Origin of the sequence: Arthrobacter sp. PvP103 (genome assembly GCF_017833075.1) — a bacterium.
GTDB lineage: Bacteria > Actinomycetota > Actinomycetes > Actinomycetales > Micrococcaceae > Arthrobacter.
In genome coordinates, this window is record NZ_JAFIBQ010000001.1 from 3,613,869 (window position 1) to 3,625,510 (window position 11,642).

Sequence of the window (11,642 nt, forward strand, 5' to 3'; positions counted from 1 at the left end):
TGATCCCCCTGGGAGGAAGGTGCCGCTAGGCTGCGGGGCAGAAGCCGCCGGGCAGCGGTACGCCGTTGACGTCCAGCGGGCACGGGTTGAAGGTGAAGATCACCAGGGTGCCCAGGATGATGATGACAGCCGTTGCGGCGTAAAGGACGATCTTCAGCCAGAAGCGTGTGGAATCCTTCTCGGCGTAGTCGTTGATGATGGTGCGGACACCGTTCGTGCCGTGCAGCATGGCAAGCCAGAGCATGGCCAGGTCCCAGAACTGCCAGAACGGATCGGCCCACTTGCCGGCCACGAAACCGAAGTCAATGGCATGGATGCCCTCGCCCACCATGAGGTTGACGAACAGGTGCCCGAAGATCAGGACTACCAGGACAACGCCCGAAAGCCGCATGAACAGCCAGGCAGCCATTTCGAAGTTGCCCTTGGAAGCGCCGCTGCGGCGGTACTTGGGGGCAATCAGTCCTGCGCCCGGCTTGCCGCCGTCTTTTCCACTGCGGGGACTCTGAATGGTTGCAGTCATGGCTTAGTGACCTCCGAAGGCGAGGGAAAGGTGGCGGATGGAGAAGCCCACCATGACGATGACCCAGAGGACCAGGACCGTCCACAGCATTTGGCGCTGGTACTTCGCGCCCTTCTTCCAGAAGTCGACGGCGATGATCCGCAGGCCGTTGAAGGCGTGGAACACGATCGCTGCGACAAGGCCCGTTTCACCCAGGGCCATCAGGGGGTTCTTGTAGGCGCCGATCACGGCGGTGTATGCCTCGGGGGACACGCGCACCAATGAGGTGTCCAGCACATGGACCAACAAGAAGAAGAAAATCACTACACCGGTAATACGGTGTCCAACCCAGGACCACATGCCTTCACGGCCGCGGTACAAGGTGCCAGCTGGTTTTGTCGGCACTGAATAAACCTCCCTGCAACACAGCGGCGCTGGCATGGGATCCACGCGGGGGGAACGCCTGCTGCGAGAGCACTCGTAAGCTCAAGCCTAAATCTAGGCTTCGCTCACAGCTTATTCAATTCAGGAACTCCTTGGTGACGCCTCCCCGCGCGGTTTTTGCGCATTTTTGAGACGAACGCCACACTATGGCTGTCGCGGCGGCGCCGCCGGAAGCGCATCTGCCGGTGTCGGGGCGGTGGTCGGCTAAAGTAGGCCGTGATGAGTACAGACATAGTGACAAGCCGGAATTCACCGCTGGACCGTTTTATCGCGGTAATTCCTGCAGGCGGAGTGGGGACCCGCCTCTGGCCCCTGTCACGTGCAGCAGCCCCTAAATTTCTTCACGATCTCACCGGTTCCGGCAGCACGCTGCTGCGGGCGACCTACGACCGACTGGAGCCGCTTGCCGGTAAAGGCGTGCTGGTTGTCACCGGCGTTGCCCACCGGAACGCCGTGTGCAGCCAGCTCCCTGAGATCCAGGAGTCCGATCTTGTGCTGGAAAGCGAGCCCAAGGACTCCGGCGCGGCCATCGGCCTCGCGGCCGCCATCCTGTACCAGCGGGATCCGGAGATCATCATGGGTTCCTTCGCCGCGGACCAGGTGATCAGCCCCGACGACCTCTTCCAGGACGCCGTGCGCGAAGCCATCCACACGGCTGCGGCCGGAAAGATCGTCACCATCGGAATCAAGCCCACGCACCCGTCCACCGGGTTCGGCTACATCCGCGCGGGCCAGAAGCTGTCGATTGCGGACGCCCCGAGCGCGCAGGCCGTAGTGGAGTTCGTGGAGAAGCCCAGCGAGGACGTCGCCCAGCAGTACGTGGACAGCGGTGAGTACGTCTGGAACGCGGGTATGTTCGTTGCTCCGGTGTCATTGATGCTGAAGCACCTCGAGGCGAACCAGCCTGAACTCTTCAAGGGGCTCACGGAAATCGCGCAGGCCTGGGACACCCCTGAACGCGATGAGGTCACCGCCCGCGTCTGGCCCACCCTGCCGAAGATCGCCATCGACTACGCAGTCGCTGAGCCTGCCGCCGCCGCCGGGGACGTCGCTGTCGTGCCGGGAACTTTCCGTTGGGACGACGTCGGCGACTTTGCCTCCGTGGGCCGGCTCAACAGCGCCAAGGAGGTGGACGATGTGACCGTCCTCGGCGAAGGCGCCCGCGTCTTCACCGAAAACGCCAGCGGCGTGGTTGTCACGGACACCAAGCGCGTCATCGCGTTGATCGGCATCAAGGACGTGGTCATCGTTGACACGCCGGACGCCTTGCTGGTCACCACCATGGCGCACTCCCAGCGGGTCAAAGCAGCCGTGGACGCGCTCAAGGCCAGCGGCGACACCGACGTCCTCTAAACGGACCCGGCAGACCCTACTCAGCCCAGGCTTCCCGGCCCCCCGGGAAGCCTGGGCTGAGCCGTTCCAGGCGCCGGGAGCCGGCTCCCGGATGCGTAACCTCCGGCGCTGATGCGGGTATTCGAGGCAGCCTCGCTAGAGTTGTTTCGTGCGCAATTACACTACTGAAGCCGAGCCCACCGCCCTCGTGGGGCCGTGGCTGGAGCCGCTGCTGCCGGAGCTGATCGATTTCCGCCGTGACCTCCATGCGCATCCTGAACTGTCCTTCAAGGAATTCCGGACCACAAACAAGCTGGCGGAACGGCTCGAAGCTGCCGGGCTCAAGCCGCGACGGCTTGAGGGCACAGGCCTTACTGTCGACGTCGGGGAGGGCCCCATTGCCACTGCCCTTCGCGGCGACATCGACGCCCTCCCCATCATTGAGGAAACCGGGCTGCCGTTCGCGTCCAAGAACCACGGTGTCACCCATGCCTGCGGCCACGATGTCCACACCACCACCATGCTGGGGATCGCCCTCGTGCTGCACCGCATGCACCAGGAATCCCCGCTGGGCGGCACGGTGCGGATCATCTTCCAGCCTGCCGAGGAGACCATGCCCGGCGGAGCGCACTCCTGCATCGAACAGGGCGTGCTCGACGGCGTGCCGCGCATCCTTGCCCTGCACTGCGACCCTCGCATCGAGGTAGGCAAGATCGGCACCCGGATCGGTGCCATCACCTCGGCGTCGGACACGATCAGGATTGAGCTGTCCGGACGCGGCGGCCACACCTCACGGCCCCACCTCACCGAGGACCTCGTCTTCGCGCTGGCGCAGATCGCCGTCAACGTGCCGGCCGTCCTCTCGCGCCGCGTGGATGTTCGCAGCGGAGTCTCCGTGGTGTGGGGCCACATCTCGGCCGGCTCCGCACCGAATGCCATCCCGGGCACGGGCTATATGGCAGGCACCATGCGCTGCCTGGACCGCGACGCCTGGCACAGTGCTGGCGAACTCCTGGACGAAGTGGTCCACCAGGTTGCTGCGCCCTACAACGTGGACGTTCGCCTGGAGCACACCCGGGGCGTTCCACCGGTGGTCAACTCCGAACATGAGACAGCCCTGATCGAGGCGGCCGCACGCGCTGAAATCGCAGAAAGTGCCGTGGTCCTCACGCCCCAGTCCATGGGCGGGGAGGATTTCGCCTGGTTCCTGGCCGAGCTGCCGGGAGCGATGATGCGGCTCGGCACCAAGACTCCCGGCGGTGAGGAATACGACCTCCACCGGGGCGACTACATCCTGGACGAGCGCGCGCTGGGGTACGGCATCCAGGTCCTGACCGCGGCAGCCCTCCGCACCATCCGCGACCTCTAGGCAACACCCCCTGGAGCGCGAACTGACAGCTCAAGCCCTCAAATCCCGGATCTGCGGGCTTGAGCTGCCAGTTCGCGCTCTTCTTTCGCCAAGATAAGTTGTGCACAATCTAATTGTGCGATATCGTTTTTCTTATGACCGACGCTCCCAGACTCAACCGCCAGGTGTGCTTTGCGCTCTACTCCGCGTCCAAGGCGGCCACGGCCGTGTACCGCCCCATGCTGGACGAGCTCGGCCTGACCTATCCCCAATACCTCGTCATGCTGGTGCTCTGGGAGGAGCAGCCCCGCAGCGTCCGCGAGCTGGGGGAGGAGCTGGGCCTGGATTCGGGCACCCTGTCCCCGTTGCTGAAAAGGCTCGAATCGCTGGGGCTGGTGGAACGGCGGCGTTCGGCCGAGGATGAGCGCCGGGTGGAGGTCTTCCTCACGGACTCCGGCACCGCACTGAGCGCCCGGGCCACGGCCATTCCCCAGCAACTCGCAGATGCCGCCGGCCTGTCCGCGGCAGAGCTCGACCAGCTCCGGGAAACCCTGGGCAGGCTGACGGCCGCCCTCCATTCATCCCGCTAGCAGGATTTCGATCGAACAGAATTTCCCTCCAACAGAACGGAACCACGTGAAGACTCTTTACACAGCAGAAGCCCTCGCCTCGGGCGAAGGACGGGACGGAAGCGCCCGCACCCAAGACGGCAAGCTGGACGTCACCCTGGCCAGCCCGGTGGAACTGGGCGGGAACGGCCAGGGCACAAACCCGGAACAGCTGTTCGCTGCCGGGTACGCTGCTTGCTTCCACTCAGCCCTGCGCCTGGTGGGCCGTAAGGAAAAGGCCGATCTCACGGACTCCGCCGTGGCGGCCAAGATCCACTTCGGCGCGCTCGAGGACGGCGTGGGCTACGGCCTCGCCGCTGAGCTCGAAATTGCTTTGCCCGCCCTGGACCTGGCGACGGCGGAGGCGCTGGTGGCCAAGGCGCACCAGATCTGCCCCTATTCCAATGCCACCCGCGGCAACATCAACGTAGACATCAAGATCCTGGAGCTGGCCGCATGAGCGCCAACACCGCAACCCTTCCCCGGACAACCCGCGAGATCCAGCTGGCATCCCGTCCGCACGGCCGGCCCGTCCCGGAGAACTTCCGTCTGGCCGAGTCGGAGCTTCCGGAACTGCAGGACGGCCAGGTGCTGGTCCGCAACCAGTTCATCTCCGTCGATCCCTACATGCGGGGCCGCATGAACGACGTCAAGTCCTATTCAGCGCCGTTTGCGCTTGATGCAGCGCTCGACGGCGGCGCCGTCGGTGAGGTGATCGCGTCCCGGTCGGAGGAACGCAAGGTGGGGGACGTCGTCGTACATTCCCTCGGCTGGCGCGAGTTCGCGGTGCTTGATGCCGCCGCCACATCCCTGGCGCGCACTGACCTGGCGCCCGCGTCGGCGTTCCTCGGAGCCCTGGGCATGACCGGCCTGACGGCTTACGCGGGCCTCCTCAAAGTTGCTGAATTCAAGCCCGGAGAAGTGGTCTTCGTTTCCGGAGCCGCGGGTGCCGTCGGTTCGCTCGTGGGGCAGATCGCCAAAGCGATGGGTGCGTCCCGGGTTATCGGCAGTGCCGGGTCGCCGGAAAAGGTGGCACGACTGCTGGAGCTCGGCTTCGACGCCGCGTTCAACTACAACGACGGCCCGGTGGCCGCGCAGCTCGCGGCAGCGGCAGGGGAGCGCGGGATAGACGTGTACTTTGACAACGTCGGCGGTGAGCACCTTGAAGCAGCGCTGTCTGCACTCACGGTGGGCGGCCGCGTGGCCATGTGCGGCGCCATTGCGCAGTACAACTCGACCGAACCGACTCCCGCCCCCCGTAACCTCATGCTGGCCATTGGCAAGCAGCTGACCCTCAAGGGATTCCTGGTCGGCGGCTATTGGCAGCACATGGAGGAGTTCGTCGGGACCGTGTCAGCCTGGGTTGCTGACGGCACCGTGCGCTACGACGAAACAGTTGTGGACGGCCTGGAAAACGCACCGCAGGCGTTCATGGACCTCCTCGACGGCGCCAACACCGGGAAGATGCTGGTCCGAATCTAGGGAAATGGACGTGACTTGCGGTGGCGGCTACCGGTAGGTAACAAGTTCTCAACAATCTCCGCGCTTGGGTGGCGGCGTGCTGCCCGGACGTGTTCCAGGCCACTACAGTAGCTGTCATCAGTGCGCCTCGGCGCAGTGCTGCGAAACCATCAGTGAAAACAGAATTTCAGTGTGGAGCATTCGAAACGGACACTCATTGAACTCCCGTCGTAGCGCCTATCTCTTTGTTCCTGGAGGAAAATTGAAGAACTCACTGCGTGCAACCCTCAAGCGCGGTTCAATGACCGGCGTTGCCACCGCCGGGGCGGCCGCTCTCCTGCTGACCAGCTGCGGTGCTGCCCCGGAAGCGGGCAGCACCGCTAGCGCCACCGCCAGCGACTACACGGGCTGCATCGTGTCCGACTCGGGTGGATTCGACGACCAGTCGTTCAACCAGTCCTCCTACGAAGGCCTGAAGAAGGCTGAGAAGGATCTCGGGATCAAGGTCAACCAGGTCGAGTCCAAGACCAACAACGACTTCGAGCCGAACCTCCGCGCCATGGTCACTGCAGGCTGCGACCTGACCGTCACGGTCGGCTTCCTCCTCGGGGACGCCACCAAGGCCCAGGCCACCGCCAACCCGGACAAGCACTTCGCCATCATCGACTTCGGCTACGACACCCCCATCACCAACGTCAAGCCGATCATCTACGACACCGCCCAGGCTGCCTTCCTGGCCGGTTACCTTGCGGCAGGCTCCACCAAGACCGGAACGGTGGCGACCTTCGGCGGCATCAAGATCCCCACTGTCACCATCTTCATGGACGGCTACGCCGACGGCGTGAAGTACTACAACGAACAGAAGGGCAAGGACGTCAAGATCCTTGGCTGGGACAAGGCGAAGCAGGACGGCAGCTTCACGGGCGACTTCGAAAAGCAGGACAAGGGCAAGCAGCTGACCCAGAACTTCCTGGACCAGGGCGCAGACATCGTGATGCCCGTTGCCGGCCCCGTCGGCAAGGGAGCAGGGGCAGCACTCAAGGAAGCCAAGGCCGCAGGCAAGGACGTCAAGCTCATCTGGGTTGACTCGGACGGCTTCCTCACCGCCCCTGACTACAAGGACATCATGCTCTCCTCCGTCATGAAGCAGATGGGCGAAGCAGTGGAGACCGTCGTGAAGGAAGACAAGGACGGCAAGTTCAGCAACACGCCGTACGTCGGCACCCTCGCGAACGACGGCGTGCAGCTGGCTCCGTTCCACGATCTGGAGTCCCAGGTTCCCGCGGAACTGAAGACCGAACTGGAACAGATCAAGAAGGACATCGTCGACGGCAAGCTGAAGGTCGAGTCGGCGGCGAGCCCGAAGGCCTAGTTCCCTCCGCAAAGCGCCACCACCCGGTTGGTCACTGACTTCCGGGCGGTGGCGCTTTTCGTTGGGCGCGGGCTTTTCCCAACGGGCGCCGCCCGCTCCGCCAAAGGCTGCAGGCACTAGGCTGGTGCTGCAGCCACATATCCCGTCCGGGCACATTTTCCGGACGCTTCGAGATTGGTCAGAGTTTTGAAACTTGAACTCAGAGGGATCACCAAACGCTTCGGCTCCCTTATTGCCAACGATCACATCGATGTGGTTGTTGAACCCGGGCAAATTCATTGTTTGCTTGGTGAAAACGGCGCTGGCAAGTCCACGCTGATGAATGTCCTGTACGGCCTGTACGAGCCAAGTGAGGGCGAAATCCTGGTGGACGGCAAGGCCGTCACCTTCCGCGGCCCGGGTGACGCGATGGCTGCGGGCATCGGCATGGTGCACCAGCACTTCATGCTGGTTCCGGTCTTTACAGTTGCGGAGAACGTGGCCCTGGGCGCTGAAACCACCAAGGCCGGCGGTTTCCTGAACCTGGATGACACCCGGCGCAAGATCAAGGAGATCTCCGACAAATACGGTTTCGACGTCGACCCCGATGCCCTGATCGAGGATCTTCCCGTTGGTGTCCAGCAGCGCGTGGAAATCATCAAGGCCCTGGTCCGCGACGCCAAGGTGCTCATCCTCGACGAGCCCACCGCCGTGCTGACACCGCAGGACACCGACGAACTCCTGGACATCATGCGCCAGCTGAAAAGCCACGGCACCTCGATCGTCTTCATCTCCCACAAACTCCGCGAAGTGAAGGCCGTTTCCGACACGATCACGGTCATCCGGCGCGGAAAGGTGGTGGGCACGGCGGACCCCGGTGCTTCGACCACCGAGCTTGCATCCATGATGGTGGGCCGCGCAGTCAACCTGACCCTGGACAAGGCACCGGCCAAGCCGCAGGAAACCACGTTCCAGGTCAAGGACCTCACCGTGATCGCCCCGACAGGCCAGCATGTGGTGGACGGGATCAGCTTCGACATTGCCCGCGGCGAAATCCTGGCCATCGCGGGAGTGCAGGGCAATGGCCAGACCGAACTGACGGAAGCCATCCTTGGCCTGCAGGACCGCGTCCACGGCTCCATCCTGCTTGACGGCGAAGAACTCCTGGGCCGCAGCGTCAAGGAAGTACTCGGGGCCGGCGTCGGCTTTGTCCCGGAGGACCGGACCGTTGACGGGCTGATCGGCACGTTCTCCATCGCGGAGAATCTGGTCCTGGACCGCTACGATCAGCCGCCATTCGCCAAAGGCATCAGCATGAGCCCTGCCCGGATCCTTGAGAACGCCAAGTCCCGGATCGACGAGTTCGACGTCCGGACCCCGTCCGGGGCGCTGGCCGCAGGGACCCTCTCCGGCGGAAACCAGCAAAAAGTGGTGATGGCACGGGAGCTGTCCCGGCCGCTGCGGCTGTTTATCGCCTCCCAGCCCACCCGAGGCGTGGATGTAGGTTCCATTGAGTTCCTGCACAAACGCATTGTTGCTGAACGGGACCAGGGAACACCGGTGATGATTGTGTCCACGGAACTCGACGAAGTCATCGAGCTCGCGGACCGGATCGCAGTGCTCTACAAGGGCAAGCTGGTGGGCATCGTCCCTTCCGGCACCGGACGCGACGTCCTGGGCCTGATGATGGCGGGCCTGTCCCCGGAAAGCGCCCACGCGGATGCCGCCCAAGCGGCCGTAGCCCACGCGGACGCGGCCCACGCGGACGCAGGCGCGACCAGCGGGTACACACCCGTCCAGACGTCCACCTCCGGTGCCGAAGGAGGCGACCATGACTGAACAGGACAAGCCCAAGCACATGGCTGACGAAAACGCGGCGGACCGCAGGGCAACCCCGGCGCCCGAACCCCGAAGTTCCGATCCCCAAAGCTCCGAGCCCCAGGCGCCTGCCGAAGCAGCCGCAGCCGCGGCCGCGCTGGACACAGCCGGCGGGGTGATGCAGCCTTCGGCTGTTCCCGTCTCGGCCCAGAGCGGCACCGTTCCGAGTGGGGCGGACACGCTGGTCCGGCGGATCTTCACCGGCAGCGGCATGGTGTCGGTGCTGGCGGTCCTGCTTGCCCTGATCCTCGGCGGACTACTGATTGCTAGCACGGACAAGCAGGTGGGGGCCACGGCAAGCTACCTCTTTGCCCGGCCCTCGGATTTCCTCTCGGCTGTCTGGACCGCCGCGACGCGTTCGTACGTCGCGCTGTTCCAGGGGTCCGTGTTCAACCCCCGCGGTTCCAGCGTTGCGGTGCAGTTCGCTCCGCTGATGGAGACCCTCACCATCGCCACGCCCTTGATCACGGCAGGCCTGGGCGTGGCACTGGCGTTCCGCGCCGGCCTGTTCAACATCGGTGCCCAGGGCCAGATCATCATGGCCGGCATCCTCGCCGCCTGGGCCGGCTTCGCCCTGCACCTGCCGCTGGGACTGCACCTGCTGCTGGTACTCGTTGCCGGCATCGTGGGCGGCGCGCTCTGGGGCGGGCTGGTGGGCCTGCTGAAGGCCCGCACCGGGGCCCATGAGGTCATCCTGACCATCATGTTCAACTACATCGCCCTGTACTTCCTGCGCTACCTGCTGAACACGCCGGCATTCCAGCGGCCGGGGGAGTCCAACCCCATCTCGCCGATCCTGGATCCCACCGCTGTGTACCCGCAGATTTTCGGGACCCAGTACCGGCTCCACCTGGGCTTTGTCCTGGCCATCGCCGCCACCGTTCTCGTCTGGTGGCTGCTTAACCGCTCCACCGTGGGCTTTGAATTCCGCGCGGTCGGTGCCAACCCCAAGGCGGCCCTGACCGCGGGCATCAACGTGCCCCGGGCCACGGTCCTGGTCATGGCGATCGCCGGTGCCCTGGCCGGGATGTCCGGCGTGGCGCAGGTGGCGGGAACCGAAAAGGTCCTGACCGACGGCGTCGCCGCCACTTACGGGTTCGACGCCATCACGGTTGCACTCCTGGGACGTTCGACGCCGTGGGGCACCTTCGCGGCCGGACTGCTGTTCGGCGCCTTCCGCGCCGGCGCGGTGCAGATGCAGATCCAGACCGGAACCCCGATCGACATTGTGCTCGTGGTCCAGTCACTGATCGTGCTGTTCATCGCGGCACCGCCGCTGGTGCGGGCCGTCTTCGGGCTTAACCCGCGCAAGAAGAAGGCCGTAGCGGCCGGTAAGTCCCAGAAGGCAGCCACCACCGGAGGTGCAGCATGAGCACAACAGCAACATCGCCCGTTCCGGGAAAGCCGCAGCAGGGAAAGCCGGAGCCCGGAAGAACGCGGCCGGCCGCGGACAGCGTTCCTGCGGTCTCGGCAAAGCCCGTGACGTGGAAGGTGCCGGTACTGCTCGCCGTTCTCGGCGTCGTGGCGTTCATTTTCTTCGGTGTCATGGGACCCAACCAGACGGCCAAGTTCGGGATTTCGTCGAGCGGCGACTTCTTCCAGCTTCCGGCCATCGAAGTTCCAGCTTTTCTGGGCGGAATCGTTCTGTCGGTCCTGATGCTGGGACTCGCCGCCTACGCGGTGTATCTCAAGACCCGTAACGAAGCCTCTCCCGGCTGGCTGCCCATCGTCTTCATCGTGCTCTTCGTGGCAGCGTTCCTGATCTGGGTGGTGGGCGGCGCCCGCACGCCGAGCATCTCGCTGGCCGGGCTCATTGCCGGTTCCGTGACGCTCGCGGTCCCGCTCGTCTTCGGCTCCCTTTCCGGTGTGCTCTGTGAACGCGCGGGCGTCGTCAACATCGCGATTGAGGGCCAGCTGCTGGGCGGTGCGTTTACGGCCGCGATGGTGGCCACCTTGACCAAGAGCCCCTTCATCGGGCTGCTGGCGGCGGCCGTTGCCGGCGCCGTCGTCTCCATGGTCCTGGCGGTCTTCAGCATCAAATACCTGGTCAACCAGATTATCGTGGGCGTGGTCCTCAACGTCCTGGTTTCGGGCCTGACAGGTTTCCTGTTCAGCACCGTGATGCAGGCCAACAAGGCACAGTTCAACTCTCCGGGACGGCTGCCCATCATCGACATCCCCGTGCTGTCCAGCATCCCGGTGATCGGCCCCATCCTCTTCAAGCAGTCCGTGGTGGGTTACCTGATGTACATCGCAGTCGCCGTGGTGTGGGTCGGCCTCTTCAAGACCAAATGGGGCCTTCGCGTCCGGGCCGTCGGGGAACACCCGCAGGCCGCCGACACCTTGGGCATCAAGGTCAACGCCACGCGCTTCTGGAACGTCACCCTCGGCGGAGCGGTGGCAGGCATCGGCGGTTCCTTCTTTACCTTGGTGGCCATCGACAGTTTCACCAAGGAGATCTCGGGCGGACGCGGCTTCATCGCCCTGGCCGCGCTGATCTTCGGCCGGTGGAACCCGATCGGGGCCTTCTTCGCGGCCCTGCTGTTCGGCTTCGCGGACAACCTGCAGAGCATCGTGACTATCATCGGCACGCCGGTTCCCAGCCAGTTCATGGCCATGCTGCCCTACCTGGTGACGGTGCTCGCCGTGGCTGGACTGGTGGGCCGCTCCAGGCCGCCGGCGGCTGACGGCATACCGTACGTCAAGGGTTGACGGCGGTGG

Annotated in this window: 11 protein-coding genes; 9 read left to right on the forward strand and 2 right to left on the reverse strand. The window is 64.6% G+C overall.

The features are described from left to right. Nucleotides 1-25: 25 nt before the first annotated feature. Nucleotides 26-520 (reverse strand): succinate dehydrogenase hydrophobic membrane anchor subunit, encoded by a 495-nt coding sequence (locus JOE41_RS16665; protein WP_011690991.1) that lies wholly within the window; start codon nucleotides 518-520, stop codon nucleotides 26-28. Nucleotides 521-523: 3 nt separating this feature from the next. Then, the gene (sdhC, locus tag JOE41_RS16670; protein ID WP_011690992.1) at nucleotides 524-904 is read right to left on the reverse strand and encodes a succinate dehydrogenase, cytochrome b556 subunit; all 381 of its coding nucleotides are present in this window, start codon (nucleotides 902-904) and stop codon (nucleotides 524-526) included. Nucleotides 905-1,162: 258 nt separating this feature from the next. Here sdhC and JOE41_RS16675 point away from each other — a divergent pair, with 258 nt between their 5' ends. The 9 genes from JOE41_RS16675 (at nucleotide 1,163) to JOE41_RS16715 (ending at nucleotide 11,633) form a co-directional block, all read left to right on the forward strand. After that, the gene (locus JOE41_RS16675) at nucleotides 1,163-2,296 is read left to right on the forward strand and encodes a mannose-1-phosphate guanylyltransferase (protein ID WP_011690993.1); all 1,134 of its coding nucleotides are present in this window, start codon (nucleotides 1,163-1,165) and stop codon (nucleotides 2,294-2,296) included. A gap of 148 nt (nucleotides 2,297-2,444) precedes the next feature. After that, a complete protein-coding gene (locus JOE41_RS16680; RefSeq protein ID WP_011690994.1) occupies nucleotides 2,445-3,644 on the forward strand; it encodes an amidohydrolase in 1,200 nt (399 codons plus the stop codon). A 134-nt stretch (nucleotides 3,645-3,778) separates the two neighbouring features. Then, nucleotides 3,779-4,213, forward strand: coding sequence for a MarR family winged helix-turn-helix transcriptional regulator (locus tag JOE41_RS16685; protein WP_011690995.1), 435 nt, complete (start codon nucleotides 3,779-3,781; stop codon nucleotides 4,211-4,213). 46 nt (nucleotides 4,214-4,259) lie between these two features. Next, nucleotides 4,260-4,691 (forward strand): organic hydroperoxide resistance protein, encoded by a 432-nt coding sequence (locus JOE41_RS16690; RefSeq protein ID WP_209753005.1) that lies wholly within the window; start codon nucleotides 4,260-4,262, stop codon nucleotides 4,689-4,691. After that, nucleotides 4,688-5,713, forward strand: coding sequence for an NADP-dependent oxidoreductase (locus tag JOE41_RS16695; RefSeq protein WP_011690997.1), 1,026 nt, complete (start codon nucleotides 4,688-4,690; stop codon nucleotides 5,711-5,713). Before JOE41_RS16690 ends, JOE41_RS16695 begins: the two co-directional genes overlap by 4 nt. 280 nt (nucleotides 5,714-5,993) lie before the next feature. Then, on the forward strand, nucleotides 5,994-7,064 hold the full coding sequence (locus tag JOE41_RS16700; RefSeq protein ID WP_209753663.1) for a BMP family protein: 1,071 nt from the start codon (nucleotides 5,994-5,996) through the stop codon (nucleotides 7,062-7,064). Between the two features lie 186 nt (nucleotides 7,065-7,250). After that, nucleotides 7,251-8,882: an ABC transporter ATP-binding protein gene (locus JOE41_RS16705; RefSeq protein ID WP_245200745.1), complete on the forward strand. Its 1,632-nt coding sequence runs from the start codon at nucleotides 7,251-7,253 to the stop codon at nucleotides 8,880-8,882. Then, entirely contained in the window at nucleotides 8,875-10,293 is a 1,419-nt protein-coding gene (locus JOE41_RS16710; RefSeq protein ID WP_209753007.1) for an ABC transporter permease, read from the forward strand. The genes JOE41_RS16705 and JOE41_RS16710 overlap by 8 nt, the downstream gene beginning before the upstream one ends. Next, entirely contained in the window at nucleotides 10,290-11,633 is a 1,344-nt protein-coding gene (locus JOE41_RS16715; RefSeq protein WP_209753008.1) for an ABC transporter permease, read from the forward strand. The genes JOE41_RS16710 and JOE41_RS16715 overlap by 4 nt, the downstream gene beginning before the upstream one ends. Nucleotides 11,634-11,642: the final 9 nt, after the last annotated feature.